Genomic DNA, 26,406 nt, shown 5'->3' with positions numbered 1-26,406 from the left:
AACATAAGCGGTCGATAAAGAGGCCGTAATGTTCGGGAGAACGATATGTTGATGAAGAAAACGGGCGGGCGATCCGGATTGCCCCGCATGTCGCGCGCAGTGGCCGGCCAGGCCGGCAGCGCGATCGACCGGAGAACGTTCCTGAGACGCTCCGGTATTACAGTCGGCGGTCTTGCCGCCGCAGCCACCCTCGGCGGCGGCATGGTCAAGAAAGCCGAAGCGCAAACCAATCCAATGGCCGGGATCGAGAAGATCAGGTCTGTCTGCACGCATTGCTCGGTCGGTTGCACCGTCGAGGCAGAGGTGCAGAACGGCGTGTGGATCGGCCAGGAGCCGGGCTTCGACAGCCCGTTCAACCTCGGTGCTCATTGCGCCAAGGGCGCCGCGGTGCGCGAACATGCACATGGCGAGCGCCGCCTGAAATACCCGATGAAGCTGGTCAACGGCAAATACACCAAGGTCAGCTGGGAACAGGCGATCAACGATATCGGCGACCAGATGCTGAAGATCCGGGAAGAAAGCGGCCCGGATTCGGTGTACTGGCTCGGCTCCGCCAAGCACAGCAACGAACAGGCCTACCTGTTCCGTAAATTCTACGCCTTCTGGGGCTCCAACAATGGAGACCATCAGGCGCGTATCTGTCACTCGACCACGGTCGCGGGTGTTGCAAACACCTGGGGCTACGGCGCGATGACGAACAGCTACAACGACATCCACAACAGCCGTGCCATCTTCGTCATCGGCGGTAACCCGGCGGAGGCCCATCCGGTCTCTCTGCTGCACCTGCTGCGGGCGAAGGAACAGAACAACGCACCGCTGATCGTCTGCGACCCGCGCTTCACGCGTACCGCGGCGCACGCATCCGAATATGTCCGGTTCCGTCCGGGCTCGGACGTCGCGCTGATCTGGGGTCTGCTCTGGCACATCTTCGAGAATGGCTGGGAAGACAAGGAATTCATCCGCCAGCGCGTCTGGGGCATGGAAGAGATCCGGGCCGAAGTGAAGAAGTGGAATCCGGAAGAGACCGAGCGGGTCACCGGGGTGCCGGGCTCGCAGATGCGCCGCGTCGCGCGGACTATGGTCAACAACCGTCCGGGCACCGTGATCTGGTGCATGGGCGGCACCCAGCACACCAACGGCAACAACAACACCCGGGCCTACTGCATCCTGCAGCTCGCGCTCGGGAACATGGGCAAGGCCGGTGGCGGCACCAACATCTTCCGCGGCCACGACAATGTGCAGGGCGCGACCGATCTCGGCGTTCTGTCCCACACCCTGCCGGGCTATTACGGTCTCAGCACCGGTGCCTGGAAGCACTGGTCCCGGGTCTGGGATGTCGATTACGACTATCTGCTCGGCCGCTTCGGCGACAAGACGCTGATGGAATCAGCCGGCATTCCGGTGTCGCGCTGGATCGACGGCGTGCTTGAAGACAAGGCCAACATGGACCAGCCCAATAATGTCCGGGCCATGGTGCTTTGGGGCCACGCGCCGAACTCGCAGACCCGTATGGTCGAGATGAAGAAGGCGATGGAGAAACTCGATCTTCTCGTCGTCGTCGATCCGTACCCGACGGTTTCTGCCGTCCTGCACGACCGCAAGGACGGGGTGTACCTGCTCCCGGCGGCAACGCAGTTCGAGACCTACGGTTCGGTGACTGCGTCCAACCGCTCCATCCAGTGGCGCGAGAAGGTCGTGGATCCGCTCTTCGAATCCAAGCCCGATCACGAGATCATGTATCTCTTTGCCGAAAAATTCGGTATGGCCGACCAGATGTTCAAGAACATCAAGGTCAACGGCAAGGAGCCACTGGTCGAGGACGTCACGGCCGAGATCAACAGGGGCATGTGGACCATCGGCTATACCGGCCAGTCGCCGGAGCGGCTGCGCAAGCACATGGCCAATCAGCACACCTTCGACAAGACTTCGCTTCAGGCCCGTGGCGGTCCGTGCGACGGCGACTATTACGGCATGCCGTGGCCGGCCTGGGGGACTCCGGAGATGAACCATCCGGGCACCCCGATCCTCTATGATGCGTCGAAACCGGTCTCCGAGGGTGGTCTCACCTTCCGTGCGCGCTTCGGTGTGGAGCGGAATGGTGAAAACCTGCTGGCGGTCGATTCCTATGGCGCGAATTCGGACATCAAGGACGGGTATCCGGAATTCACCATGGCCATGCTGAAGAAGCTTGGCTGGGACAAGGACCTGACCGACGCAGAGCGGAAGACCATTGAGGGCATTTCCGGCGACAAGACGAACTGGAAGACCGACCTTTCCGGCGGCATCCAGCGCGTTGCGATCGCTCACGAATGTTCACCGTTCGGCAACGCAAAGGCGCGTGCCGTGGTCTGGACCTTCCCGGATCCGGTGCCATTGCACCGCGAGCCGCTCTACACGTCCCGGCGTGACCTCGTGGCGGACTACCCGACTTACGAGGACAGGAAATCCTATCGTCTGCCGACGCTCTACAAGTCGATCCAGAAGAACGATTTCTCGAAAGACTTCCCGGTGATCCTCACATCCGGCCGTCTGGTCGAATATGAGGGCGGCGGGGACGAATCCCGGTCCAACCCCTGGCTGGCCGAGCTGCAGCAGGACATGTTTGTCGAGATCAATCCCCGCGATGCCAACAATTACGGCGTCAGGGACGGGCAGATGGTCTGGGTGACAGGTCCGGAAAACGGCAAGGTCAAGGTCAAGGCGATGGTCACCGAACGGGTCGGCACAGGCGTTGCCTTCATGCCGTTCCACTTCGGCGGGCATTTCCAGGGCAAGGATCTCCGGAGCAAGTATCCGGACGGTGCGGACCCCTATGTCCTCGGCGAATCGTCAAACACTGCGCAGACCTACGGCTATGATTCGGTCACGCAGATGCAGGAAACCAAAGCGACCCTGTGTCGTATTGAACCTGCGTAAGGGAGCGAAACAATGGCACGTATGAAGTTCCTATGTGACGCCGAGCGCTGCATCGAATGCAACGCCTGCGTCACGGCCTGCAAAAACGAGCATGAGGTTCCCTGGGGTGTAAACCGCCGGCGCGTCGTCACGATCAATGACGGTAAGCCGGGTGAACGGTCCATCTCGGTGGCCTGCATGCACTGTTCCGACGCACCCTGCATGGCTGTGTGCCCGGTCGATTGCTTCTATCAGACCGACGAGGGTGTGGTTCTGCACTCCAAGGATCTGTGCATCGGCTGCGGCTATTGCCTCTATGCCTGTCCGTTCGGGGCGCCCCAATATCCGCAAGCCGGCAATTTCGGCAGCCGCGGAAAGATGGACAAGTGCACCTTCTGCGCTGGTGGTCCGGAAGAAGACACCAGCAGTGACGAGTTCCAGAAGTACGGACGGAACCGTCTGGCAGAGGGCAAGCTTCCACTCTGCGCCGAGATGTGTTCGACGAAGGCCCTGCTGGCTGGAGACGGAGACGTCGTGTCCGCGATTTATCGTGAGCGGACAGTGGCTCGGGGCTTTGGCTCCGGTGCCTGGGGCTGGGGTACAGCCTACGATCAGAAAACTGGCGGATAACCGCTGGACCCCGGGGGCCGTTCTGCGGCCCCCGGCCCGGTCTTTGACCAAACAAGTGCGTATCCGGCCCAATCCGCCCACAGTGTTTTGCGGCGTATTGTAAGGGTATCGGCCGGTTGTCCATGGATCGCGAGAGCGAAGACGGACGCAATGCATTTTTCGGGGAGTCGAACGGACATGAATTCACTTCGTCCGAACTGGATTCGCGGCGCGGCACTCGCGGTGCTCGTTCTGGCGCTGCTTGGCGGCTGCCGGGAGACGGAGCAGGAACGTGTGCTGTTGTACAAAAAAGGGACCTATCTCGGGAAGGCAGATCAGCAATTGTCCGAGGAAACCCTGTCGGAGATCCGCGATCGCGGACGCCGGCAAGGCTTCGATCTATAGGCCCGGGGGAGATCTCAGTATGACATTCTCGGCTTTCACGAAATATCTCGCCGGTCTGGCAGCGGTCGCGACCCTGATAGCGGGGCTTGGCATGATGACGGACACAGGCATTGTCACCGACGCGGCCGCTCAGCAAACGGGTCAGGTTCCGGGGAATGCGCTCGGCACCTCCAGTGACACTGATTTCTGGCGCCAGATCCGCCAGGGCGAACAAGGAAACGTCTCTATCCCGGATGCCCGCGCCGGAATCATGATCCAGTCAGAGGGCGATAACTGGCGGGCCTTCCGCAACGGACCGCTTTCTGTCTTCGGTGCCTGGGCTCTGCTCGGGATGGTTATCCTGCTCTGTGTCTTCTTCATCCTGCGTGGCCGGATCAAGGTCGAGCACGGCCTGAGCGGCAAGCTGATCGAACGCTTCAATACGGTCGAACGCTTCGCCCATTGGCTGACGGCGACCAGTTTCGTGGTTCTGGCAATCACCGGCCTGAACGTGCTGTACGGACGCTACGCGCTGCTGCCGCTGATCGGCGCGGACGCTTTCTCGGTCATCACCATTGCCGGAAAGTATCTGCACAATTACCTGGCTTTCGCCTTCATGGTCGGTGTTGTCATGATGTTCGTGATGTGGGTCGGCCACAATATTCCGAACCGGCTCGACCTGGTCTGGCTGGCGAAGGCCGGCGGCCTGTTCGCCAAGGGCGTCCATCCGCCGGCAAAGAAGTTCAATGCCGGTCAGAAGCTGATTTTCTGGTCCGTCATTATCGGCGGCGCCTCGATCAGCGTGTCCGGTGTTGCCCTGCTGTTTCCTTTCGAGGTGCAGATGTTCGGCAAGACTTTCGCGTTCATCAACCTGTTCGGCACCGACCTGCCGACCCAGCTGACTGTGATGCAGGAAATGCAGCTGTCGCAGCTCTGGCACGGGATTGTCGGGATCGGCCTGATCATGGTGATCATCGCCCATATCTATATCGGCTCGATTGGCATGGAAGGCGCGTTCGATGCCATGGGCAGCGGCCAGGTCGATGAAAACTGGGCCAAGGAGCACCACAGCCTCTGGGTCGAGGAAGTCCAGGCACGCCAGACCTCGCCCGGGTCGGACTAGGCGCGACGGCCGAGACCCATCGTGCGACGAGGGAACGGCAAGACGTCACAACTTCTACCGGACGCGATCACTCGCCGGCTCGCGCCCGTCCTTCTTGCCGTGCTGATATTTTGTCCGCCAGCCAGTGCGGAGCTGATCGGCCATGGCGGGCCGGTGCATGCCATCGCCATTTCCGATGACGGGGCGACGGCGCTGACCGCCGGGTTCGACTATTCCATCATTCACTGGCAACTGGCGACCGAGAAGGCGCGCGCCCTGATGTACGGGCACGATGCCGCCGTCAGTGACGTGGCCTTTGTTCCGGGTACCGGGCTTGCTGTCTCCGGCGGCAATGACGGCGCCGTCTATCTGTGGCGGATCGGAGACACCGAGCCGCTGCGCGCCGTGCACCGGCATGACGGCAATGTGTCGGCGATCGCCGCGTCGTCCGATGGTGCCTTGGTCGCGTCGGCCGGATTTGACGGCACGGTCCGCATCAGCCGGCTTGCCGGCGATGTTGATACCGTGGTTCTGAAAGGCCATGTCGGCCCGGTCAATGAAGTCCTGTTCACCGGCAAGGGGACGCAACTCCTGAGCGCCGGATATGATGGCACCATTCGCCTCTGGAACCCGTTCGCCGGAACGGCTCCGGACTTGTTTGCCGAGATAGGCCTGCCGGCGAACCGGCTCTCTCTCTCGCCGGATGGCAAGACCCTGGTTGTTGCCGGGACAGATGAAGCCGTTCGGCTGTTCGATATGGACAGCGGAAAGGAGCGCCGGTTCATGCTCGGGCATGAAGCTCCGGTGCTGTCGATCGCGGTCATGCCGGGAGGCGCGCGGTTCGCCACCGGCGGCGCCCGGGGCCAGATCGTTCTCTGGTCCATGGCGGATGGCCGGCCCCTCAATATCCTGCGGGGGCATAAGGGGCCGGTCTGGTCGCTCGCCTTTACGCCGGATGGCAGCCAGCTGGTGTCGGCCGGGCGCGACGGCAGGGTGATACGCTGGGATGTCGAGGCAGGGTCGGAGATCGGCGCGAGACGCCCGCCCGGGGAGGTGCCGTACGTGCCGCCGGGTGATGTTCTGGCGGCACGCGGCGCCGAACTGTTCAGGACCTGCGGAGTCTGTCACACCCTGACGCCGGACGGCGGTCATCGGGCGGGGCCGACGCTTTACGGCGTGTTCGGACGCAAGGTCGGGACGGTACCGGACTATCCCTATTCGAAAGCCTTGCGGCAGAGCGATATTGTCTGGAACGACGAGACCATCGGCGCGCTGTTCGAGAAAGGACCGCAGCATGTGGTCCCGGGAACCAAGATGCCGCTGCAACGGCTGGGCAATCCGGAGGACCGGCAAGCCCTTCTGCATTTTCTGCGGCAGGCGTTGGCATTTGCCGAACGCCGGGCCGGTCAAAACAAAGGAGAGTAAAATGAAAGCCTTCGTCGCTGCTCTGGTCGGCCTTGCCGTGATTACGGGCGTTGCATGGTTCGGTCTCAACATGGTCGATTTCAGCACCAGGACGGTCTTCCAGTCCGGCACGGGCGACGTCCGGCTTGAATGATGCTGCGGCTTCTTGCGATAGCGCTCACTGGTCTGGCCGCCTTTGCGATCCCCGCACAGGCCGGTGAAGGCACTCTTGCTGCCAAGGGTCGGGAAATCGCCCTTACCCATTGCGCCCGCTGCCACGTCATCAATGCAGAGACCAGGCTCGGCGGTATAGGCAGCACGCCCTCCTTCAGCCTGTTGCTGTCTCTGGCGGATGCCGAGCACCGGTTCGACACCTTTTTTGCCCGGCGCCCGCACCCGGCCTTCATCCGCGTGGAAGGGGTCGCGCCGCCGACGCCCTTGCCGCCCAATGCCGCCGAGATCCGGCTGACGGTCGACGACCTCGATGCATTGCTGGTCTTCGTGCAGTCCCTGAAACAGCAGCCGGATTGACGGAGAGAAGTCCCGTCAGTAAGGCTTCCCGGAATGATTTTCATGTTGGACACACCGCGAGGCCGATGACCGTTCCGCCCCCCGCCTTTCTGACCGTCCGTGAACTCGCGGACCTGCTGCGGGTAAAAGAGCGCAAGGTCTATCAGCTCGTGGCCGATGGCGAGGTGCCCTGTCGCAAGGTTACCGGAAAGCTGCTGTTTCCGCGCCAGGAGGTTGAGGCCTGGATTGCCGGTGAGCCCGAAGCATCGCCCGCATCGGCGGCGCCGGTGCCGGGAATGGCGCCACGCCGGAATATTGTCGCCGGCAGTCACGATCCCCTGCTGGACTGGGCACTGCGGGAGTCCGGCGCGGCCCTGCCGACCCTGTTCGACGGCAGTCTCGATGGCATGGCCCGCTTCGAGAGGCGCGAGGCCGCGGTCGCGGCAATCCATATTCCCGAAGAAAGCGGCTCCGGCTGGAATCTGTCGGCCGTGCGCGCCCTCGGCCCGGCCCGCGACGCCGTGCTGATCTGCTGGGCGACCCGGACGCGCGGCCTGATCGTTGCACCCGGCAACCCTGGCGGAATCGAGACGATTGCTGGCCTTGCCGGCAAGACGGTGGCGCAACGGCAGGCCGATGCGGGCAGCCAGCTGCTGCTCGAACAGTTGATGGTGCGCGACGGTCTGGCGGAAACGGATGTGGGCTGGCTGGAGTCGCCGGCGCGGACGGAAACAGACATCGCCGATGCGGTGCGCACCGGCCGGGCCGACGCGGGTCTGGGGCTTGCCACGGTCGCACGGCAACATGGGCTTGCCTTCGTTCCCCTGGTCGAGGAGCGGTTCGATCTGCTGGTCTGCCGGAAGTTCTATTTTGAGCCGCCATTCCAGGCCCTGCTCGATTTTGCGGAGCGGCCGGCCTTCCGCGCGCGGGCGGCGGAGCTCGGAGGATACGACGTGTCTGAATGTGGCCGGGTCAGGGACAATGCGCCCTGACCCGTGCCTTTGATGTGGTTCAGTTTGCGTTCGCGAAGAACAGCTGCTGGCCGTTCAGCTTGTAGCTGTCGATGGTCTTCTGGCCCTCGGCGCCGGTCACCCAGTCGATGAAACTCTGGCCCAGTTCCTTCTTCACCGCCGGATGCCTGGCCGGGTTCACCAGAATGACGCCATACTGGTTGAACAGGGTCTTGTCGCCCTCGACCTGGACCTTGAAATCGCCCTTGTTCCTGAAGCTGATCCAGGTGGCCCGGTCTGTCAGCGCATAGGCGCCCATGCCGACGGCGGCATTCAGGGTCGCGCCCATGCCGGAGCCGGTTTCGCGATACCAGGAACCGCTGGAAGCATCCACATCAATACTCGCTGCGTTCCAGAGGCGGCGTTCCTTCTTGTGCGTGCCGCTGTCATCGCCGCGCGATGCGAATGGCGCGCCCGCGGCAGCAATCATCTTCAGCGCCGCCGGTGCGTCCTTCATGCCGCCGACCTTCGCCGGGTCGGCGGCCGGGCCGACAATGACGAAATCGTTGAACATGACGTCCTGGCGGCTGACACCGAAGCCCGCGGCGACGAATTTCTCCTCGGCAGGTTTGGCGTGCACGAACAGGACGTCGCCGTCGCCGTTCCGCGCATTCTTCAGTGCCTGGCCGGTGCCGACGGCCACGACCCGGACCTCGATGCCGGTTTTCTTGGTGAAGACCGGCAGCATGTAGTCGAACAGGCCGGAATTCTGCGTCGAGGTGGTCGACTGCAGGATGATGAACGTGTCGGCGGCAACGGCATTGCCGGTTCCCGTCAGAGCGAGCGTCGCCGCGAGTGCGAGCCCTGCCAAAACCCTCTTCGGGTGTTTCATTGCGTTTGCTCCCGTTGGTCGGTGGTCCGGTCAGGCGCCGTCCGGCAGGTGCAGCCGTCCGGCCAGATAATCACGCGCGGCGGCGCTTGATGGCTCTTCGAAGAAGGCGGCGGCGGCGCTTTGCTCTGCGACCCTGCCCCGGTCCATGAAGATGATTTCGGTGGCGAGGCGCCGGGCCTGGTGGATGTCATGGCTGATCATGATGATCTTGCAGCCGCGCCGTTCCGCCGCCAGCACCAGCGCCTCGATGGCGGCGGTGGAAGCCGGGTCAAGGCTGGCGGTGGGCTCGTCCAGGAACAGCACGTCCGGCCGCAGGCTGAGGGCGCGGGCGAGGGCAAGGCGCTGCTGCTCCCCGCCGGACAGCACCCGGGCCGGGCGCGCCGCCAGATGCGCAATGCCGGCTTCCTGCAAGGCGTCTGTTGTGCGCTGGCTGCGCTCACCGCGCGGAACACCGGCGGCATTCAGGGCGTGATCGAGATTTGCGGTGACAGACCGGCGCAGCAGCACAGGCTTCTGGAACACCATGGCCTGACGCCGGCGGATCTGGGCATTGGCAGACTGTCCCCGCCAGGTCACCGTGCCGGCGCTCTCCGGGATCAGTCCGTGCAGAATGCGCATCAGGATGCTTTTCCCGGCGCCGTTCGGGCCGAGGATCATGCTGATGCCGCCCTCGGCGATCTGCAGGCTCACCTTGTCCAGCAGGGCAAGCCCGTCGGGTGCGAAGCTGATGTCGTCGGCGCGCAACGGCAAGAGCGGGTTGGTTGCCGCGAAACTGGCATTCCGGCTGACATCCTGCGGGATGTTATTCATAGGCAAACCGCCGCGCCGTCCCTTTCAGGGCCATCAGGGCGGCATTCACGCTGATCGAGATGCCGATCAGGATGATGCCGAGCGCCAGGGCCAGGGCGAGGTCGCCTTTCGAGGTTTCCAGCGCGATGGCCGTCGTCATCACCCGGGTCACGTGGTTGATGTTGCCGCCGACGATGATCACCGCCCCGACTTCCGCGACCGCCCGTCCGAACCCGGCCAGCGCCACGGTGATCAGCGAGAAGCGGGCGTCCCAGAGCAGGGTGGTGAGGGTGGCAAGCGGCCCGAGGGCGAGGGAGCGCAACTGCTCGTCATATTCATTATGCAGATCGGCCACGACCTGCCGGGTCAGCGCCGTCGCGATCGGCGTCACCAGCACGGTCTGCGCGATGATCATGGCGGTCGGCGAGTAGAGCAGCCGGAAGGTGCCGAAGGGCCCTGCGTTCGACAGCAGCATGTAGATCGCCAGCCCGACCACCACCGGCGGCAGGCCCATCATGGCATTGGTCAGAACCATCAGCGCGCCGCGGCCGGGGAAGCGGAAGATGGCAATGGCCGCGCCCAGGGACATGCCGATCATGCAGGCGCACAGGGTCGCGGACAGGCTGACCTTCAGCGACAGTAGCACGATCTCCGCGAGATCGGCGTTCGCGGAGAGGATCAGCTGAAAAGCCAGCGAGAATGAGTCTGCGAAATCTTGCATAATTTGACATTACAATGTGTTTTTTACCGAAGCCAGTCAGATTTCCGACATGCGGACGGCGTCCGACCCGGGGGCTTTCGAAAGATGAGTTTTGGTGTTGAGCTGTTTGCGTGCGAACATGCAAAATAATGCATGTCAATTTTCATGATTGCATTATAGTGCGTTGCCGATTGAAGAAGACGGAACGCCCCATCAAGCGGCGTCCCCTGGGAGAAGCGCAAAATGATGATCGATTTCCGCACCGATCCGTCCCGTTACAAACACTGGAAGCTGGTGTTCGACGGCGCCCGCGCCGACCTCGTCATGGATGTGGACGAGAAGGGTGGCCTGTTCGAGGGCTATGAGCTGAAGCTCAATTCCTACGATCTCGGCGTCGATATCGAACTCTACGATGCCATCCAGCGGCTGCGGTTCGAGCATCCGGAAGTGAAGGTCGTGGTGCTGCGGTCTGCCAAGGACCGGGTGTTCTGCGCCGGTGCCAATATCCGCATGCTGGCGGGCGCGGCCCATGCCCATAAGGTGAATTTCTGCAAATTCACCAACGAGACCCGGAATTACATGGAAGAAGCGAGCGCGGAGTCCGGCCAGAAATATCTGGCGGCGGTGACCGGCGCCTGCGCTGGTGGCGGCTATGAGCTGGCACTGGCGACCGACCATATCATCCTGACCGACGACGGCGCCTCCTCCGTCGCCCTGCCGGAAGCGCCGCTGCTGGCCGTGTTGCCGGGCACCGGCGGGCTGACCCGCGTCACCGACAAGCGCAAGGTCCGGCGGGACCGGGCAGACGTGTTCTGTGCCATCGAGGAAGGTATCAAGGGCAAGCGCGCCGTGGATTGGGATCTGGTCGACGAACTGGCGCCGAACTCGAAGTTCGACGAGGCGGTCGCGGCCCGGGTGGCGACGATGGCCGCACAGTCGGACCGGCCGTCCGATGCCAAGGGTATTGTGTTTCCGCCGATCGAGCGGAAGATCGAGGGCGATCTGATGCAGTACGATCTGGTCACGGTCGAGATTGACCGGGACGAGCGCAATGCTACCGTCACCATCAAGGGCCCGGAACAGGATGTGCCGTCCGATACCGATGCGCTGACCGCGCTCGGCGCCGATTACTGGATGCTGAAGCTGTGCCGCGAGCTGGACGACGCCATCCTGCATCTGCGGATCAACGAGCTGGAAATCGGCACGCTGATCCTGAAGACAGCAGGCGACGGCGCCAAGGTGCTGGCGCACGATGCCTTCATCGGCGCCAACCGCAGCCACTGGCTGGCCCGCGAGATCTCGCTCTACTGGAAACGGGTGATGAAGCGGATCGACGTCACCTCGCGCTCGCTGGTGGCGCTGGTCGAGCCGGGAAGCTGCTTTGCCGGATCGCTGGCCGAACTGCTGTTCGCCGCCGACCGCAGCTACATGCTGGAAGGCCAGCTTGAGGGGGACAATCGCCCGCCGGCCGAAATCGCGCTCGGCCCGGCCAATTTCGGGCCGTTCCCGATGAGCAACGATCTGACCCGGCTGCAGACCCGGTTCCTCGGTGCCCCCGAGGCCGTGACGAAAGCGGAAGGCTCGATCGGCGAGAGTCTGGACGCGGAGCGGGCGGACGAGCTCGGCCTCGTCACCTTCATCTTTGACGATATCGACTGGGAGGACGAGGTCCGGATGTTCCTCGAGGAACGCTCCAGCTTCTCCCCCGATGCGCTCACCGGCATGGAGGCGAACCTGCGTTTCGCCGGGCCCGAGACCATGGAAACCAAGATTTTCGGCCGTCTGACCGCCTGGCAAAACTGGATCTTCCAGCGCCCGAATGCGGTTGGCCCGGAGGGTGCGCTCGGCCGCTACGGCACCGGCCGGCAGCCGGAATACGACACGAAGCGGGTCTGATTGCCCCAAACCCCAATAAGGGCTGGACCCGAAACAGAGAGGAAACGCGGATCATGAATGAAGTTCTGAATGTCAGCTACGACACCAAGATTCCGAACAACATCAACCTGTCCGGCGACCGCAAGGTTCTGAAGGCGCTGGAACAGTGGCATCCGGGTTATATCGACTGGTGGATGGACCAGGGGCCGGAAGGCTTCCAGACCTCCGACGTCTATCTGCGGACGGCGGTCAGTGTCGATCCCAAGGGCTGGGCCAAGTTCGATTATGTGAAGATGCCCGACTATCGCTGGGGCATCCTGCTGGCACCGCAGGTCGAGGACCGCAAGATCGCCTTCGGCGAGCACAAGGGCGAGGATGTCTGGCATGAGATCCCGGGCGAATACCGCGCCATGCTGCGCCGCCTGGTGGTGATCCAGGGCGACACCGAGCCGGCTTCGGTCGAGCAGCAGCGCTTCCTCGGCGCCACGGCACCGTCCCTCTACGACATGCGCAACCTGTTCCAGGTCAATGTCGAGGAAGGCCGGCACCTCTGGGCCATGGTCTACCTGCTGCAGAAGTATTTCGGCCGCGACGGCCGGGAGGAAGCGGGCGAGCTGCTGAACCGCCGTTCCGGCGACGGCGACAAGCCGCGCATGCTGGGGGCCTTCAACGAGGAGACCCCGGACTGGCTGTCCTTCTTCATGTTCACCTTCTTCACCGATCGTGACGGCAAGATGCAGCTCGAAAGCCTGGCCCAGTCCGGCTTCGATCCGCTTTCCCGGACCTGCCGCTTCATGCTGACCGAGGAAGCGCACCACATGTTCGTCGGCGAGACCGGCGTCGGCCGTACCGTGCAGCGCACCTGCGAGGCGATGCGCGCGGCCGGCATCGAGGACCCGTACGAGATCGACAAGGTCCGCGCCCTGGGCGTGATCGACCTGCCGACCCTGCAGAAGAAGGCGAACCTGCACTTCTCGCTGTCCCTCGACCTGTTCGGCTCCGAGATCTCGACCAATGCGGCCAACGGCTACAATTCAGGCCTGAAGGGGCGTTTCCAGGAAGAGCGGATCGATGACGACCACCGCCTGGTCAACGATACCTATCCGGTGCTGAAGCTGGTCGGCGGCGCGCTGAAGCTGGTCGACGAGCCGGCGCTGTCCGCCCTCAACGCGCGGCTGCGGGATGATTACGTCCGGGATTGCCAGGGCGGCATCAACCGCTGGAACCGGATCATCAGCAAGGCCGGGATCAATTTCGAGATCACCCTGCCGAGCGTGGCCTTCCACCGCCATATCGGCGAGTTCCGCGATATCCACACCACGCCGCAGGGCCAGGTCCTGAGCGACGGCGAATGGGGGGCGCGCCGCGATGAGTTCTTGCCGACCACCGGGGATGGAGACTATATCGCATCGTTGATGACGTCCGTGCGCGAGCCCGGCCAGTTCGCCGGGTGGATTTCTGCCCCGCGCGTCGGCATCGACAACAAGCCGGGCGACTTCGAATACGTCAAGATTCACGATTGAGTTTCCCCGGGACTCCTCCCTCAGAAGACTCGGGCTCACCCGGGCCGCCCTTTCGGCGGCCCGGGTTTTTTGGCAGCCTATCAGGTCGTGATTGAGTTCCTGGCCGGCTATCCGCAGCAATCCGTCCCGGACTGGATCGGCGGACACGGCACGGTGCCGTAGGAGCAGAAGACGCAGCAATCTCCATGCTTCGGCTTGAGGACGGCGCGACATCCCTTGCAGTCATAGAAATACTGGCACGCGTCGGTGGGCATCTGCTCGGTCTCGCGGTGACCGCATTCCGGGCAGGTGATGGTGGATTCTAGGATGGCCTGGGATGTATTCGCCGCCATAGGGCAACCCCCGCGATCGAAATGAAAAAGACAAGGGCAGGCAGCAGAACGAGATCGAGATAGCCTGTCGCCCAGGATAATCCGATGGCTCCCATCAGAACGACAAGTACCGGAGTGAAGCAGCAGATTGCAGTCACAACGGTGCCAAGCACACCAATCTTCAATAGTCGCTTGTCCATGAAGTGACCATATCACTTCCGCGAACAGTCGCTGTTCACATGAGTGTTAATTGATGGGCGGAAAACCCGATCAGCGCCTTTCCGGGCGCTCTGAAAACCATCCCCGCGTGCGGTTCGCGAAGGCCACCAGCGACAGCATCACCGGAACCTCGACCAGCACGCCGACCACGGTGGCCAGCGCGGCGCCGGAATTGAGCCCGAACAGGCTGATGGCGACGGCGACGGCGAGTTCGAAGAAGTTCGAGGTGCCGATCAGGGCGCAGGGCGCGGCGACGTTGAACGGCACTTTCCAGGCCTTCGCCCAGCCATAGGCGATGGCGAACATTCCGTAGGATTGCAGGATCAGCGGGATCGCGATCAGGACGATGGTGACCGGCTGTTCCAGCACGGTCCGGCCCTGGAAACCGAAAAGCAGGACGACAGTCGCCAGCAGGCCGAGCACGGAGAAAGGTTTCACCCGGGCGGTGAAATCGCTGACGATCTTCTCGCCGCTGTCATGGCCGGCGGCCTTTGCCGTCAGGTGACGCCGGGTCAGGTAGCCGGCGCCGAGCGGAATGACGACATAGAGCAGCACGGAGAGCAGCAGGGTCTCCCACGGCACGGTCAGGTCGGTGACGCCGAGCAGCAGGGCGCAGATCGGGGCGAAGGCGACGATCATGATCAGGTCGTTCACCGAGACCTGGACCAGCGTGTAGGTCGGATCGCCCTTGGTCAGGGTGGACCAGACGAACACCATGGCCGTGCAGGGCGCGGCGCCGAGCAGGATCAGCCCGGCGATATATTGTTCCGCATCGGCTGCTGAAATCAGGCCGTCATACAGATAGCGGAAGAACAGGATGCCGAGCGCCGCCATGGTGAAAGGCTTGACGATCCAGTTTACCACCAGGGTGATGACCAGCCCTTTGGGCCGGTCGCCAATGTTTTTCAGGCTCTCGAAATCGACGGCCACCATCATCGGATAGACCATCGCCCAGATCAGCACGGCGACGACGATATTGACCGAGGCATATTCCAGCCCGGCCAGCACGGCGAACAGGCCGGGCGCCAGGTTGCCGAGCAGAATCCCCGCCGCGATGCAGAGCGCGACCCACAGGGAAAGCCATTTCTCGAAGAACCCGATACCGCCGGGGGCGGCCAGTGCTTCTGAACTCATTGGGTATCGGGTCCTTCTGTATGCTGTCAGGCGCTTTCGTGTGTCTTCGTAAGGCCGGCGATATCATCCAGCCGTTCTTGCAGCGAAAGTCTGTCGAGCCTCCGGAGCGGCAGGTTGACGAAAATCTCGATCCGGGTATTCAGCATCCGGAAGGCGTCGGCGAAAGCAAAGCGCTTTTCCGCCTCGCTGCCCTCGGCTGCCGCCGGATCGGGAATGCCCCAATGGGCCGTCATCGGCTGGCCCGGCCAGACAGGGCAGGTTTCCTTTGCCGCGCCGTCGCAAACGGTGAAGACGAAATCCATGACCGGCGCACCGGGGACCGAGAATTCCTCCCAGCCCTTGGAGCGCAGGTTATCGACGGCGTAATTCTGGTTTCTCAGGAAGTCGGCGGCGTAAGGGTGCACTTCTCCGCGCGGCATGCTGCCTGCACTGTAGGCCTTGAACCGGCCGGCACCGGCACGGTCCAGAATGGCTTCCGCCATGATGCTGCGGGCAGAGTTGCCCGTGCAGAGGAAAAGCACGTTGAGAATCCTGTCACCGGTCATTGCCCTGTCTCCGGAATGGTGCCGCAGAAGGCGGCTGTAACGACGAGATCGCCGCAAATGTCCGGACTTCCGTTACAGCAATCCTGTGTCAGGAATATTAAAAGCTGCCGCATGGCGTCGATTTCGACCGAATAGAAGATATTTCGATGCTGCTTCCGGGCCTGGACCAGACCTGCCCGCTCCAGCTGCGCGATATGGAAAGAAAGACTGGAACGGGAGACGCCGATCTGCTCCGCCAGATCGCCCGCAGAAATGCCGGACGGCCCGGCCTTCATCAGCCTGCGATAGACCTGAAGCCTGGATTCCTGTGCCAGTGCGCCAAGCGCGGCTATTGCCTCATGATCATTCATTTCAACAATTCAAATATCATTGAAATGAAAAGCTGTAAATTCTATTCTCCGCGTCACGGGCTGCCGGGGCATATGCTTGGGGGCAGTGTGCGCATGATGGGAGAAGCGGATGGCCGTGCGTGTTGCGATCAATGGTTTTGGCCGGATGGGGCGCCTGGGCCTGCGCGCCTGGTGGGGGCGCGGAGGCTATGAGATTGCCGCCATCAATGACCCGGCCTTCACGCCGGAAATGGCGGCGCACCTGCTTGAATTCGACACGGTGCACCGGCGCTGGGGCCGACCCGTCGGCCATACCGGAACGGGCATCCTGATCGACGGAAAAGAGATCCCGCTGACGGGCCACGCCTCCCCGGCGGAAAGCGGCTGGAGCGGGAAGGATATCGACATCGTTCTGGAATGCAGCGGGCGTTTCAAGACCGGCGCGGCATTGCAGCCCTATTACGACAAGGGCATCGCCAAGGTGATCGTCTCCGCCCCGGTCAAGGAAGCCGGTGCGCTCAACATCGTGATGGGTGTCAACCACCATCTCTACGACCCGGCGCGGCATCACCTGCTGACGGCGGCCTCCTGCACGACGAACTGCCTCGCCCCGGTGGTGAAGGTGGTGCATGAGGGAGTCGGCATCCGGCACGGCTCCATCACCACCATTCATGACGTGACCAACACCCAGACGATTGTCGACGGGCCGCACAAGGATCTGCGCCGGGCCCGTTCCGCCCTGAACGCGCTGATTCCGACCAGTACCGGTTCGGCGACGGCGATCGGCATCATCTATCCGGAGCTCAAGGGCCGTCTCGACGGCCATGCGGTACGGGTGCCGCTGCTCAATGCTTCCCTGACGGATTGCGTGTTCGAGCTGGAGCGGGAAAGTTCGGTAGAGGAGCTGAACGGATTGTTCAGGGCGGCGGCGGACGGCCCTCTTGCCGGTATCCTCGGCTTCGAGGAACGGCCGCTGGTCTCGACCGATTTCACCGACGATCCGCGTTCGGCCATCATCGACGGGCCATCCACCATGGTAGTGAACGGCACACAGGCGAAGATCTATGCCTGGTACGACAATGAGTGGGGCTATGTGAACCGGATGATGGAGCTTGCCCGGCACGTGGCGGAACGGTTGTGACGGCGACGGAAGGCACGGCGGGAGCGCGGGACGGACGGACCTATGCGTCCGTGACGGCAGCGTACTGGGCTTTCACCTTGACGGACGGCGCGCTGCGCATGCTGGTGCTGCTGCATTTCCACCAGCTCGGCTTTACGCCGCTCGATATCGCCTTCCTGTTCCTGCTCTACGAGGCGATGGGAATCGTCACCAATTTCCTCGGTGGCTGGATCGGTGCGCGCTTCGGGTTGCGGATCACACTTTTTGCCGGGCTGGCCGTGCAGATCGCGGCGCTGCTCATGCTCTCGGCCGCGAACCCGGCCTGGACGGCGTTCTTCTCGGTCGGCTACGTCATGCTGGCGCAGGCGCTTTCCGGCGTGGCCAAGGATCTCACCAAGATGAGCTCCAAATCCGCCGTCAAGCTGGTGGTGGCCTCGGAGGAGGCCGGATTGCTGTTCCGCTGGGTGGCGGTGCTGACCGGCTCCAAGAACGCGCTCAAGGGCGTCGGTTTCCTGCTCGGCGGGGTGATGCTGGAGGGGCTTGGCTTTGCGCATGCGCTCTATGCCATGGCGGGGATGCTGGCCGTCGTTCTCGCCGCGGCCCTTCTCACCATCAAGGCGGATCTCGGCCGGGCGAAGACAAAGATCGGCAGGCGGGATCTGTTCGCCAAGACGCGGGAGATCAATTTCCTTTCCGCCGCGCGGATCTTCCTGTTCGCGTCCCGCGACGTCTGGTTCGTCGTTGGCGTGCCGGTTTTTCTCTATGACCAGCTCGGCTGGTCCTTCGACCGTGTCGGTCTGTTCATGGCGGTCTGGGTGGTCGGCTACGGCATCGTGCAGGCGCTGGTGCCCCGGTTCCTGCATCGGACGCGGGATGCCGGCTCGGCTGCGCGCGGCGCCGTGTTCTGGGGGGCTGTCCTGGCGCTCCTTCCGGCCCTGATCGCGGCCGGGCTGACCCCGGGCTGGCTGCCCGTCGAGTTAGGCGCCGGCGATGCGCCCGCGGTCATTCTGGTCGGCGGCTTGCTGTTGTTCGGTGTGGTGTTCGCCATCAATTCGGCGCTGCATTCCTATCTGATCGTCGCCTATTCGGACGCGGACAAGGTGGCGCTGAATGTCGGCTTCTATTACATGGCGAATGCCGTCGGGCGGTTTGCCGGAACGCTTCTTTCCGGGCTGGTCTATCAGCTCGCAGGGCTGACGGCGACGCTCTGGGTCTCCGCCGCCATGGTGTTGCTGGCGGTCATGCTGACCCTGCCGCTTGGCGGCGGCCGGCGGGTTGTTCCAGACTCCGGATAAAGACCGGGGCAGTCAGGTGCTGGGGTGCTGGATCACGCAGCCATACCAGCCGAGGCCTTCATAGGTCTCGTAGCCGGGCGTCTTGTGGAAGCCGACGACGGCGCCGTTGGGCAGGGTGTAGTGACCGCTGTCCCGGCCCTCGGTCTTCAGGTCGAATCGTTCGTCCAGGATGCCTTCCCGGTCGGACGCGGCGATGACGCGGAAATCGGCGTCGAGCAGCATGGCCCGGGAGCGGGTGGCTTCGGCCTTTTCGAAGCGGACTCCCTCGACGATGGTCTGGGCCTGCGGCTCCCACTCGAAATGGATGCCCAGAACGCCGAGTACGGCGCCGGCGCTCTCGCCGCCTTCCCGGATGGCGGCGGCATAGGTGGCCGTTGCCTGGCCGCCAAGCTCCGTGCTTGTCGTGATGTCGGCGACGGAATATTCGTCCCCGTCCCGGGTCGCCATGGCGTCGCGAAACCAGCCGGCACCAGAGACGGATCGACCGGTAACATCGTAGCGGTCCGGCCGGCCGTTGGCGACAACAGTCCCCCGTGCATCGCAGATCCAGAGATCGATATAGACGGTATAGGCCGACAGGATCACGCCCAGCCGCTTGGAGGCATAGGCCGCTGCTTCGTCGGAGGGAACAGCCAGGCAATCGACTATGGCGCTGTCCGTCGCCCACCAGCGCACGTCGCAGGTCCGTTCGAACAGGTTCCGGTCGATCAGCTCGACCGCGTTCAGGGACAGATCGACAAGCCGCTGGCCCTTGAGCTGGTCGACGATCGAGCGGCCGATGGTTTCCAGACGTTCGGCCTTGCCGGAGAGTTCCGTCTGCAGCGCATCGGCGATCTGCTCGATCTCGACGGAAACACCCTTCACCTCATCGGCGACAACTGCGAAGCCGCGCCCCAGCTCTCCCACCCGCGCGCTTTCGATCAGGGCATTCAGGGCCAGCATCTTGGTCCTGCCGGTAATGGCGTGGATTTCCGCAATCTTGGTTTCGGCCGTATTCCGGACGTCGGCAGTGAGCGTGACGATCTGTTCCGGATCGGTGGTGGCGTCGGACGAACTCATGAGAATGCTTCCAGAATGCGGGACGGCGGGAGACCCTAGAAGAGCCAGTGAGCTGCGTGAATGCGCGGTTTATAGGCAGCGCGTGTAAATGCTTAACTGATGATCCGCGTGTCAATTCAACATTGCGGGCACGCGAACGATACGAGACAGTTCGCACCATCGTAGGCCTGACGGGATTCACCATGGCACTCTGGCATAAATACTCCTCCATTGCATATCTTGCGGTATTCGTTGGTGTTCTCGGGCATGCCTCGACCGAATTTTTCGCTGTTCTGTCCGGTATTTCCGGACCGGAGCTGTCGGTCTGGCGCTTCCTCCTCGGCGGCGCCGGTCTGGTCGTCCTCGCCCTGCTGATCCCGGGGACGCGTGATCTGGTCGCGCCCCTGAAAACCCACGGGATGAGATTGCTGCTGCTCTCCCTGCTGGGCGTGACGATCGGTTATCTGGTGTTTCACTGGTCGCTCGATTTCGCCTCGGTGCCCCAGGTCGCGACCCTGGTGACGACGGTCCCGATCTTCGTCGCCATCAGCAATCTCGTGATCAACAAGGCACCGATCACCCGTGGCAAGATTGCCGCCGGACTGTGTGCCGTGGCCGGGATCGCGCTGCTGATCACGGACGGCTATGTCGCTGCGCTGGCGGGTTCCGGTGAAAGCCTGCTGGGCATTCTCCTGGCCACAGCCTGTGCCGCGGCGGTCGCCGCCTATTCGGTGCTGGTCCGGCCGATCATCACGCTCTATGGCGCGCTCCGGATCACCGCCATCACCATGATGCTCGGCGGTATCGGCTTGTGGCTTGTGGTTGGCCTGTTCTTCGGTGTCTGGGCGGCGCCGGAGCGGCTCACCGGGCTGGAGATGCCGGCGCTGGCGTCGCTGCTGGTCATCGCCTTCTGGAACACCACCATCACCCAGTTTCTCTGGATCGGAGGGCTCGCCGCCGTGCCGGACATCACCCGCGGCAGCTATCTGTTTTTCCTGAAGCCGGTGATCGCCGCACTGCTGGCCGTTCTGGTTCTCGGACAGGACCTCTCGGCGACGCAGATCCTCGCCATCATCGTCATCACCGGGTCGGTTTTCGGCGAGTTGTTCCTGGACCGAAAATCGGGGACACAAAGCAGCTAGCTGCTTGCGCCGCCGCCTGCCTTCGGGTCAGAGTTCCGGCGCCGAACAACAAGCAAGAAGCATCGCGAAAGCCGGTGCAGGGGAGTGAGGGATCATGGCACAGGAGATCGTTCTGGCGGGTGGCAAGCGCACGCCGTTCGGGGATTTCGGGAAATCGCTGAAGGACATTCCGCTGACGGCATTGGCCACCCATGCGGCGAAGGCCTGCGTCGAGGACGCCGAGATTTCGCCGGAAGAGATCGATCATGTGGTCTGGGGCAATGTCCTGCCGGTCGATCCGGACGGCTATTACACCGGCCGGGCCGCCGCGCTCAATATCGGCATGAAGGAAGAGAGCTGCGCCATGCAGGTGAACCGGGCCTGCGGCTCCGGGACCCAGGCGATCCTGACCGCCGCGCAGCAGATCATGACCGGGCACGGCAAGATCGCGCTGGCCGGCGGCGGCGAGAACTTCTCCCGCGCGCCCTTCGCCAACCAGAAGATGCGCTGGGGCGCCATTCGCGGTGCGCAAAGCTTCGAGGACACCATGGAATCCGTTTATAGCGACCCGTTCGGGCACGGCCTGATGGGGGCGACGGCGGAGAATCTCAGCGAGGATTTCCAGTATCGCCGGGAGGACATGGATGCCTGGGGACTGATGAGCCAGCAGCGCGCCGGCAAAGCCATGGCGACCGGTTTCCTGGCCCGGCAGATCGCGCCGATCGAGGTACCCGAGGGCCGCAAGGGCACGCGACTGATGAGCGAGGACGAGTTCCCGCGTCCCGAGATCACGCTGGAGAAGCTGGCGAGCCTGAAGCCGGTCTTCCGCAAGGGCGGGCAGGTGACGCCGGGCAATTCCAGCGGCGTGACCGACGGTGCGGCCTTCGTGCTGGTCGGTGACCGGGCGGCGATCGAGGCGCAGGGGATCGAACCCGTGGCCCGGATCGTCGACTGGACGATTGTCGGTGTTTCTCCCCGGATCATGGGCTGCGGTCCGGTGCCGGCGATCCGCGCGCTCTGGGAAAAGCGCGGCATGAAGGCGTCGGACATCGATTATTACGAGATCAACGAGGCCTTCGCGGTGGTCAATCTGCATGCGGAGAAGGAACTCGGCATTGGCCGCGACGTGACGAATATCTATGGCGGCGGTATCTCCATCGGCCATCCGCCGGGCGCGACCGGTGTGCGCATGACCATCACCGCCATGCATCACCTGCAGGAATCCGGGCAGCGCTACGCCTGTATTTCCATGTGCATGGGCGCAGGCCAGGGCATGGCCGTGCTGATCGAGAATCTCATCGTCTGACCCTGGAGTTTCCCATGTCTTTTGACCTTACCGGCAAGGTGGCGCTGGTCACCGGTGCCAGCCAGGGCCTCGGCGCTCGTTTCGCGGAGACACTGGCGGCCAACGGCGCAGCCGTTGCCGTTGCCGCGCGCCAGGTGGCGAAGCTGCAGGAACTGGCTGAGCGGATTCGCGCTGCCGGCGGCACCGCCCACGCGGTGGCCATGGATGTCACCGACCCGGCCTCCGTCACGGCGGCCACCGAGGATGCGGAGGCCGCGCTCGGCCCGCTCGACGTGCTGGTGAACAATGCCGGGATCGCGGTGCAGAAGCCGTTCCTGGAGATGAGCCCGGAAGATTACGACCAGGTGCTCGACACCAATCTGAAAGGCTGTTTCCTGGTTGCCCAGGCAGTGGCCCGGCGGATGAAGGAGAGCGGTGGCGGCTCGATCATCAACATCGCATCGGTGCTCGGCACCGAAGTGATCGGCGCGCTCTCGACCTATTGCGCTTCCAAGGGCGGGTTGTTGCAGCTTAACCGGGCCATGGCGCTTGAGCTGAGCCGCTACGGCATTCGGGTGAACGCCATCGCGCCGGGCTATATCGAAACGCCGATCAATAGCGGGTTTTTCAAGACCGAACCCGGTCAGAAGATGATCAAGACGATCCCGCAACGGCGTCTCGGCCAGCCGGACGATCTGGATGGCGCCCTGTTGCTGCTGGCATCCGATCAGGGGGCATACATGACCGGATCGCTCATCACCGTCGATGGCGGGTTCGTGCTGCGCTGAGGCAAAACTGCCGGACGGCTTGAACCGGAGCGCCGAAGCCTATACGAAATCCGGCTACGAATTTCAGATACCAGTCCGTTCGAGGAGGATGGGATGTCAGTGAACAAAATCGGCGTCATCGGCGCCGGGATGATGGGCTCCGAAATCGCCCTGGTCTTCGCCATGGCAGGCAAGAGCGTCGTCATGATGGAGCCGGAGCAGGCGCGTCTGGACAAGGGCATGGCCGGGATACAGAAGACGCTGGAATCCGGTGTGGCCCGGAAGTTCTGGGCGGAAGAGGACATGGCGGCGGCGCTGTCGAACATTTCCACCGCGACGGACGTTTCCGGCTTCGGCGACCGCGATCTGGTGATCGAGGCCGTGTTCGAGGACGAAGAGGTGAAGGCCGCCGTCTACAAGGACCTGGATGCGGTCTGTAAGGACGATGCGATCATCGCCTCCAACACCTCCAGCATCTCGATCACGGTTCTGGCGTCCTATTTCTCCGAGAAGCGCCAGTCCCGCTTCCTCGGCCTGCATTTCTTCTCCCCGGTCAGCCGGATGAAGCTGGTCGAGGTGATCCGCGGAATGGACACGGACGATGCGGTGATCGCCGCCGCCCGCGACGTCTGCATCGAAGCGGGCAAGACCCCGATCGACGTGAAGGACGTGGTCGGCTTCGCCGTCAACCGCATCCTCTTCGCCATGTGGGACGAGGTGCTGCGGCTCGCCGAGGAAGGCGCCTGCACGCCGGAAGATATCGATATCGGCTGCAAGCTGGGCCTCGGCCATCCGGTCGGACCGTTCGAGCTGATGGACAATATCTCCAACACCCTGAACCTGCAGGTCGCCGAGATCCTGCACGAGGCCTATGGCGAGCGCTTCAACCCGCGCCCGATCCTGCGCCAGATGGTGAAAGCCGGCCGCGCCGGCCGCCGCGCCGGTCGGGGCTGGTACCGCTACGACGAAAAGGGCAAGCGGGTCGCCTGATCGCGCAACAGTTTCACGATTGCTGACGGGCGGCCATGTGGTCGCCCGTCTTGCGTGTTGCATGTCCCCGGTCTGCTCCGAATAGGCTTTGCCCCGGTGTCTGTCCCGCCCCATGATCAGGAAGAACCGGCATGGGAGGGGCGAGACGGTGCAATCGATCCGGCGCGGGGCGACGACGCTCAGGACACCGAACATCACGGCGGCGGCCCAGGAAGAGCTTGAGGCGGCCGGCAGCGACGCTGAACGGATCGAATCCGTCGCCTCCCTGGTCCATGGCGCCTTCACCGATTATTACGGCCGTTTCCGGGCGATCGCCCATCTCGCCAAGACCGCATTCGAGGCGCGGGACTGGCCGGCCTCCCTGGCGCTGAGTCAGGAACGGCTCGGCATTTACGGGGCTACCGTGAATGCGCTGGTGCCGGTGATTCTGCTGCATTGCCCGGATGTGCAGGGCAAGGACGCCTTCTGGGCGGATGTGGAGGACCAGTATCTGCCGATGATCGACGGGCTCTACCATGCCGACCTTGCCTATGCGTTTCTGAATTCGGTACGCCGCCAGGTGCATGCGGACATGTGGCGCGCCTCGACCTATTCCAGCGCCCGCGCCCGGGATGAGGAAACCGCGCCGCATCCTGTCGTCACGCGAAGGTTCGATATCAGCGGTCCTGTGGACGCAGAGCAGCTTGTGCCTGTGCTGACGCTGGCCGGGTTCACCCGGTCCTGGCGCGATCTTGACGCCGACGCGGCGGCGGTCGCGGCACGGTTACGCGAGGCGGTTCGGGAGCCGGAACGGATCAACGGGATTGAGATGGCGGATGCCGGCTTTTACCGGAACCGCGGCGCCTATCTGGTCGGCCGTGTGCTGCGGGACGGGCTGGACCCGGTGCCGCTCGGCATTGCCCTGTTGAACGAAGCGGACGGGGTTCTGGTGGACGCCGTCATTCTCGGCTCCGACGACCTGCAATATGTGTTCAGCTCGACGCTGGCCAACTTCCAGGTCACCGCCGAGCATTATCACGAGATGGCGGCCTTTCTGTTCGCGCTGATGCCGGACCGGCCGCACGGCCTGCAATATTCCACCATCGGCTATAACCATATCGGCAAGGTTGCCGTTATCCGGCAGATCGAGCGGGAATTGCGGGAAACGGGAGAGGTGCTGGATTACGCGGTCGGCTCCCGGGGCACCGTCGCTATCGGCTTCTCGGCACCCTCTCTTGGCTATGTCGCCAAGGTGATCCGGGATCATCCGACGGCAGGCTACAAGTGGGGCGTGTTTCCCGGTGTCCGGTCGGTGCTGCAGAAATACAGCCGGGTGCACGAGATCAACCGGGCCGGCTCCATGCTGGACAACATCATCTATTACAACGTCACCCTGCCGGCGGATTACTTCACAGATGCGCTGCGCCAGGAGATCCTGGAGGCGGCCGGTGACAATGTGATCCAGACCGGGGCCGGGCTGCTGTTCCGCCACTTGATCGTGCAGATCAAGATGATCCCGTTTCCGGTCTTTCTGGAAGGCGCCACGGAGGAAGAGGCCGAGCTTGCGATCCTCAATCTGGGGCAGTGCATCGCCAACAATGCGGCGGCCAATATCTTCAACAAGGATCTGGATGGCCGGAACTACGGCATCAGTGGGATCCGGAAGGTCTATCTCTTCGACTATGACGCCATCGAGGACCTGACCGACGTGAAGGTCCGGACCAATCTGGACCGGTTCGACGGCGAGGAGGATATTCCGGACTGGTTCTTCGAGGAGGGAGTGATTTTTCTCCCCGAGGAGCTGGAGACTCATCTCAGGATCCAGAACCGCCACCTGCGCCGGGTTTTCCGCGATGCCCACGGGGATCTTCTGACGCTGGAATACTGGACCGAAATGCAGGGCCGTCTGGACCGGGGGGAAGTACCGCGGCTGACGCCCTATCGTGAGGAATGCCGTCTGCGACCCGGCGGCTGACCGGCTACCACTTGTAGTCGTCCGAGCGTTGATACTTGCCGTCTTTCGGGAGCTTGTCCTGGCGCCGACGGTCCGGCCCGACATAGTCGTCCGCTTTCACGAACGGGCGGGTCTCGGAAAGCACCGTCATGATGGTCCGCTGAAGATTCTTGAAGTCGACCGGCTTGGCAACAAACGCACTGGCGCCGTCATCGCGGGCTCTGAGGACGGTTTCCCTGTTTGCGTGCTGGGTGACGAGAATGACCGGGACGTAGGGATTCGTGACGTTCTGGTCGTGGCGGATGTGATGCAGGAAGTCCCATCCGTTCATCGGCTGCATCTCGAGATCGGTGACGATGAGATCGTAGTGCCGTCGGGTCAGGTCCTTCAGGGCCGCCTCTCCATTCTCGCGTTCGGTGACGTCGTCGAACAGAAGGTGCTCCATGAATTTGCGCAACAGCTGTCGTGTCGACTGGTCGTCTTCCACGACCATGACCCGAAGGGCACGCAGGTCCTCTTTTGACAGGTTGGTCATTATCTCTCGTTCAAGCTCGTGTGTTGCCTGTACGTTATATTGGGAGACAAAGGTTAATATTCAGTTTTTTTGCGTGTTTCGCGCGCAAACTGACCGGCAGGCTGCGGGCCATGGCGGCGCGAGACGCGCTTACATACGGGGAAATTCTGGG

26 protein-coding genes and 1 pseudogene are annotated in these 26,406 nt (G+C 63.2%); 17 read left to right on the top strand and 10 right to left on the bottom strand.

Annotation, left to right across the window (positions count from 1 at the left end; genetic code table 11):
• The first annotated feature begins 45 nt into the window (after positions 1–45).
• From RH950_RS04715 to RH950_RS04680, 8 genes are all read left to right on the top strand, one after another.
• Positions 46–2,916 (top strand): formate dehydrogenase subunit alpha, encoded by a 2,871-nt coding sequence (locus RH950_RS04715; protein WP_350054201.1) that lies wholly within the window; start codon positions 46–48, stop codon positions 2,914–2,916.
• A 12-nt stretch (positions 2,917–2,928) separates the two neighbouring features.
• The gene (gene fdh3B / locus RH950_RS04710; protein WP_350054199.1) at positions 2,929–3,525 is read left to right on the top strand and encodes a formate dehydrogenase FDH3 subunit beta; all 597 of its coding nucleotides are present in this window, start codon (positions 2,929–2,931) and stop codon (positions 3,523–3,525) included.
• A gap of 177 nt (positions 3,526–3,702) precedes the next feature.
• On the top strand, positions 3,703–3,909 hold the full coding sequence (locus RH950_RS04705; RefSeq protein ID WP_350054198.1) for a hypothetical protein: 207 nt from the start codon (positions 3,703–3,705) through the stop codon (positions 3,907–3,909).
• Between the two features lie 19 nt (positions 3,910–3,928).
• Positions 3,929–5,011 carry a formate dehydrogenase subunit gamma gene (locus RH950_RS04700; protein ID WP_350054196.1) on the top strand — a complete coding sequence of 361 codons (1,083 nt, stop codon included), beginning with the start codon at positions 3,929–3,931 and terminating at the stop codon, positions 5,009–5,011.
• 21 nt (positions 5,012–5,032) lie between these two features.
• Positions 5,033–6,415, top strand: a complete 1,383-nt coding sequence (locus RH950_RS04695) for a c-type cytochrome (RefSeq protein ID WP_350054194.1) — start codon at positions 5,033–5,035, stop codon at positions 6,413–6,415.
• 1 nt (position 6,416) lies between these two features.
• Positions 6,417–6,548: a hypothetical protein gene (locus tag RH950_RS04690; protein WP_350054192.1), complete on the top strand. Its 132-nt coding sequence runs from the start codon at positions 6,417–6,419 to the stop codon at positions 6,546–6,548.
• Positions 6,545–6,925, top strand: coding sequence for a c-type cytochrome (locus RH950_RS04685; protein WP_350054191.1), 381 nt, complete (start codon positions 6,545–6,547; stop codon positions 6,923–6,925). Before RH950_RS04690 ends, RH950_RS04685 begins: the two co-directional genes overlap by 4 nt.
• A 65-nt stretch (positions 6,926–6,990) precedes the next feature.
• Positions 6,991–7,896, top strand: coding sequence for a substrate-binding domain-containing protein (locus RH950_RS04680; protein ID WP_350054189.1), 906 nt, complete (start codon positions 6,991–6,993; stop codon positions 7,894–7,896).
• A 19-nt stretch (positions 7,897–7,915) separates the two neighbouring features.
• Here the strand turns inward: RH950_RS04680 and RH950_RS04675 are convergent, their stop codons facing one another.
• The 3 genes from RH950_RS04675 to RH950_RS04665 are packed head-to-tail and all read right to left on the bottom strand — an operon-like array spanning position 7,916 to position 10,256.
• Positions 7,916–8,746 carry an ABC transporter substrate-binding protein gene (locus RH950_RS04675; RefSeq protein WP_350054187.1) on the bottom strand — a complete coding sequence of 277 codons (831 nt, stop codon included), beginning with the start codon at positions 8,744–8,746 and terminating at the stop codon, positions 7,916–7,918.
• 30 nt (positions 8,747–8,776) lie between these two features.
• Entirely contained in the window at positions 8,777–9,556 is a 780-nt protein-coding gene (locus tag RH950_RS04670; protein WP_350054185.1) for an ATP-binding cassette domain-containing protein, read from the bottom strand.
• Positions 9,549–10,256: an ABC transporter permease gene (locus tag RH950_RS04665; protein WP_350054184.1), complete on the bottom strand. Its 708-nt coding sequence runs from the start codon at positions 10,254–10,256 to the stop codon at positions 9,549–9,551. The genes RH950_RS04670 and RH950_RS04665 overlap by 8 nt, the downstream gene beginning before the upstream one ends.
• A 222-nt stretch (positions 10,257–10,478) precedes the next feature.
• Between RH950_RS04665 and boxC the strand changes: the two genes are divergently transcribed.
• Both boxC and boxB read left to right on the top strand, forming a co-directional pair.
• Entirely contained in the window at positions 10,479–12,131 is a 1,653-nt protein-coding gene (gene boxC, locus RH950_RS04660; RefSeq protein WP_350054182.1) for a 2,3-epoxybenzoyl-CoA dihydrolase, read from the top strand.
• A gap of 53 nt (positions 12,132–12,184) precedes the next feature.
• Positions 12,185–13,633 carry a benzoyl-CoA 2,3-epoxidase subunit BoxB gene (gene boxB / locus RH950_RS04655; RefSeq protein ID WP_350054180.1) on the top strand — a complete coding sequence of 483 codons (1,449 nt, stop codon included), beginning with the start codon at positions 12,185–12,187 and terminating at the stop codon, positions 13,631–13,633.
• 188 nt (positions 13,634–13,821) lie between these two features.
• Here boxB and RH950_RS21000 read toward each other — a convergent pair.
• The 5 genes and pseudogenes from RH950_RS21000 to RH950_RS04630 all read right to left on the bottom strand — a co-directional run.
• Positions 13,822–13,887 (bottom strand): annotated as a pseudogene (locus tag RH950_RS21000) (GDCCVxC domain-containing (seleno)protein); the annotation flags it as partial.
• Between the two features lie 47 nt (positions 13,888–13,934).
• Positions 13,935–14,144: a mercury resistance system transport protein MerF gene (merF, locus tag RH950_RS04645; RefSeq protein WP_350054176.1), complete on the bottom strand. Its 210-nt coding sequence runs from the start codon at positions 14,142–14,144 to the stop codon at positions 13,935–13,937.
• A gap of 70 nt (positions 14,145–14,214) precedes the next feature.
• Positions 14,215–15,297 (bottom strand): ACR3 family arsenite efflux transporter, encoded by a 1,083-nt coding sequence (arsB, locus tag RH950_RS04640; RefSeq protein WP_350054174.1) that lies wholly within the window; start codon positions 15,295–15,297, stop codon positions 14,215–14,217.
• 26 nt (positions 15,298–15,323) lie between these two features.
• The gene (locus RH950_RS04635) at positions 15,324–15,842 is read right to left on the bottom strand and encodes an arsenate reductase ArsC (protein WP_350054172.1); all 519 of its coding nucleotides are present in this window, start codon (positions 15,840–15,842) and stop codon (positions 15,324–15,326) included.
• Entirely contained in the window at positions 15,839–16,192 is a 354-nt protein-coding gene (locus tag RH950_RS04630; RefSeq protein WP_350054170.1) for an ArsR/SmtB family transcription factor, read from the bottom strand. Before RH950_RS04630 ends, RH950_RS04635 begins: the two co-directional genes overlap by 4 nt.
• Before the next feature lie 109 nt (positions 16,193–16,301).
• On the opposite strand from RH950_RS04630, the gene RH950_RS04625 reads away from it, so the two are divergent.
• Both RH950_RS04625 and arsJ read left to right on the top strand, forming a co-directional pair.
• Positions 16,302–17,312 carry an ArsJ-associated glyceraldehyde-3-phosphate dehydrogenase gene (locus RH950_RS04625; RefSeq protein WP_350054168.1) on the top strand — a complete coding sequence of 337 codons (1,011 nt, stop codon included), beginning with the start codon at positions 16,302–16,304 and terminating at the stop codon, positions 17,310–17,312.
• A complete protein-coding gene (gene arsJ / locus RH950_RS04620; RefSeq protein WP_350054166.1) occupies positions 17,309–18,586 on the top strand; it encodes an organoarsenical effux MFS transporter ArsJ in 1,278 nt (425 codons plus the stop codon). Before RH950_RS04625 ends, arsJ begins: the two co-directional genes overlap by 4 nt.
• 12 nt (positions 18,587–18,598) lie before the next feature.
• On the opposite strand, the gene RH950_RS04615 is transcribed toward arsJ, so the two are convergent.
• A complete protein-coding gene (locus tag RH950_RS04615) occupies positions 18,599–19,645 on the bottom strand; it encodes a methyl-accepting chemotaxis protein (RefSeq protein WP_350054164.1) in 1,047 nt (348 codons plus the stop codon).
• 182 nt (positions 19,646–19,827) lie between these two features.
• Here RH950_RS04615 and RH950_RS04610 point away from each other — a divergent pair, with 182 nt between their 5' ends.
• The 5 genes from RH950_RS04610 (at position 19,828) to RH950_RS04590 (ending at position 25,741) form a co-directional block, all read left to right on the top strand.
• Complete coding sequence (locus RH950_RS04610) at positions 19,828–20,766, top strand: DMT family transporter (protein ID WP_350054162.1); 939 nt, start codon at positions 19,828–19,830, stop codon at positions 20,764–20,766.
• Positions 20,767–20,860: 94 nt separating this feature from the next.
• Entirely contained in the window at positions 20,861–22,051 is a 1,191-nt protein-coding gene (locus RH950_RS04605) for a thiolase family protein (protein ID WP_350054161.1), read from the top strand.
• Between the two features lie 14 nt (positions 22,052–22,065).
• Entirely contained in the window at positions 22,066–22,818 is a 753-nt protein-coding gene (locus RH950_RS04600) for an SDR family NAD(P)-dependent oxidoreductase (protein ID WP_350054160.1), read from the top strand.
• Between the two features lie 93 nt (positions 22,819–22,911).
• Positions 22,912–23,787 carry a 3-hydroxyacyl-CoA dehydrogenase family protein gene (locus tag RH950_RS04595; RefSeq protein ID WP_350054159.1) on the top strand — a complete coding sequence of 292 codons (876 nt, stop codon included), beginning with the start codon at positions 22,912–22,914 and terminating at the stop codon, positions 23,785–23,787.
• A 112-nt stretch (positions 23,788–23,899) separates the two neighbouring features.
• Positions 23,900–25,741, top strand: a complete 1,842-nt coding sequence (locus RH950_RS04590) for an isocitrate dehydrogenase kinase/phosphatase AceK regulatory subunit (protein ID WP_350054157.1) — start codon at positions 23,900–23,902, stop codon at positions 25,739–25,741.
• Between the two features lie 4 nt (positions 25,742–25,745).
• Here the strand turns inward: RH950_RS04590 and RH950_RS04585 are convergent, their stop codons facing one another.
• Positions 25,746–26,255: a response regulator gene (locus RH950_RS04585; protein ID WP_350054155.1), complete on the bottom strand. Its 510-nt coding sequence runs from the start codon at positions 26,253–26,255 to the stop codon at positions 25,746–25,748.
• Positions 26,256–26,406: the final 151 nt, after the last annotated feature.

It is taken from the genome of Nisaea sp., from assembly GCF_040217065.1.
GTDB lineage: Bacteria > Pseudomonadota > Alphaproteobacteria > Thalassobaculales > Thalassobaculaceae > Nisaea.
The sequence above is the reverse complement of the archived record's forward strand: the minus strand, read 5'-3'. Positions and strand labels throughout refer to the sequence as shown.

Excerpts from the sequence above, each read along its gene's own strand:
- RH950_RS04605 (WP_350054161.1), top strand. The coding sequence starts at position 20,861 with ATGGCACAGGAGATCGTTCTGGCGGGTGGCAAGCGCACGCCGTTCGGG.
- boxC (WP_350054182.1), top strand. The coding sequence starts at position 10,479 with ATGATGATCGATTTCCGCACCGATCCGTCCCGTTACAAACACTGGAAG.
- RH950_RS04700 (WP_350054196.1), top strand. The coding sequence starts at position 3,929 with ATGACATTCTCGGCTTTCACGAAATATCTCGCCGGTCTGGCAGCGGTC.
- RH950_RS04680 (WP_350054189.1), top strand. The coding sequence starts at position 6,991 with ATGACCGTTCCGCCCCCCGCCTTTCTGACCGTCCGTGAACTCGCGGAC.
- RH950_RS04690 (WP_350054192.1), top strand. The coding sequence starts at position 6,417 with ATGAAAGCCTTCGTCGCTGCTCTGGTCGGCCTTGCCGTGATTACGGGC.
- RH950_RS04715 (WP_350054201.1), top strand. The coding sequence starts at position 46 with ATGTTGATGAAGAAAACGGGCGGGCGATCCGGATTGCCCCGCATGTCG.
- RH950_RS04615 (WP_350054164.1), bottom strand. The coding sequence starts at position 19,645 with ATGAGTTCGTCCGACGCCACCACCGATCCGGAACAGATCGTCACGCTC.
- RH950_RS04665 (WP_350054184.1), bottom strand. The coding sequence starts at position 10,256 with ATGCAAGATTTCGCAGACTCATTCTCGCTGGCTTTTCAGCTGATCCTC.
- RH950_RS04600 (WP_350054160.1), top strand. The coding sequence starts at position 22,066 with ATGTCTTTTGACCTTACCGGCAAGGTGGCGCTGGTCACCGGTGCCAGC.
- RH950_RS04685 (WP_350054191.1), top strand. The coding sequence starts at position 6,545 with ATGATGCTGCGGCTTCTTGCGATAGCGCTCACTGGTCTGGCCGCCTTT.
- RH950_RS04675 (WP_350054187.1), bottom strand. The coding sequence starts at position 8,746 with ATGAAACACCCGAAGAGGGTTTTGGCAGGGCTCGCACTCGCGGCGACG.
- RH950_RS04670 (WP_350054185.1), bottom strand. The coding sequence starts at position 9,556 with ATGAATAACATCCCGCAGGATGTCAGCCGGAATGCCAGTTTCGCGGCA.
- RH950_RS04590 (WP_350054157.1), top strand. The coding sequence starts at position 23,900 with ATGATCAGGAAGAACCGGCATGGGAGGGGCGAGACGGTGCAATCGATC.
- merF (WP_350054176.1), bottom strand. The coding sequence starts at position 14,144 with ATGGACAAGCGACTATTGAAGATTGGTGTGCTTGGCACCGTTGTGACT.
- RH950_RS04705 (WP_350054198.1), top strand. The coding sequence starts at position 3,703 with ATGAATTCACTTCGTCCGAACTGGATTCGCGGCGCGGCACTCGCGGTG.
- RH950_RS04625 (WP_350054168.1), top strand. The coding sequence starts at position 16,302 with ATGGCCGTGCGTGTTGCGATCAATGGTTTTGGCCGGATGGGGCGCCTG.
- RH950_RS04635 (WP_350054172.1), bottom strand. The coding sequence starts at position 15,842 with ATGACCGGTGACAGGATTCTCAACGTGCTTTTCCTCTGCACGGGCAAC.
- RH950_RS04630 (WP_350054170.1), bottom strand. The coding sequence starts at position 16,192 with ATGAATGATCATGAGGCAATAGCCGCGCTTGGCGCACTGGCACAGGAA.
- RH950_RS04595 (WP_350054159.1), top strand. The coding sequence starts at position 22,912 with ATGTCAGTGAACAAAATCGGCGTCATCGGCGCCGGGATGATGGGCTCC.
- fdh3B (WP_350054199.1), top strand. The coding sequence starts at position 2,929 with ATGGCACGTATGAAGTTCCTATGTGACGCCGAGCGCTGCATCGAATGC.
- boxB (WP_350054180.1), top strand. The coding sequence starts at position 12,185 with ATGAATGAAGTTCTGAATGTCAGCTACGACACCAAGATTCCGAACAAC.
- RH950_RS04610 (WP_350054162.1), top strand. The coding sequence starts at position 19,828 with ATGGCACTCTGGCATAAATACTCCTCCATTGCATATCTTGCGGTATTC.
- RH950_RS04585 (WP_350054155.1), bottom strand. The coding sequence starts at position 26,255 with ATGACCAACCTGTCAAAAGAGGACCTGCGTGCCCTTCGGGTCATGGTC.
- arsB (WP_350054174.1), bottom strand. The coding sequence starts at position 15,297 with ATGAGTTCAGAAGCACTGGCCGCCCCCGGCGGTATCGGGTTCTTCGAG.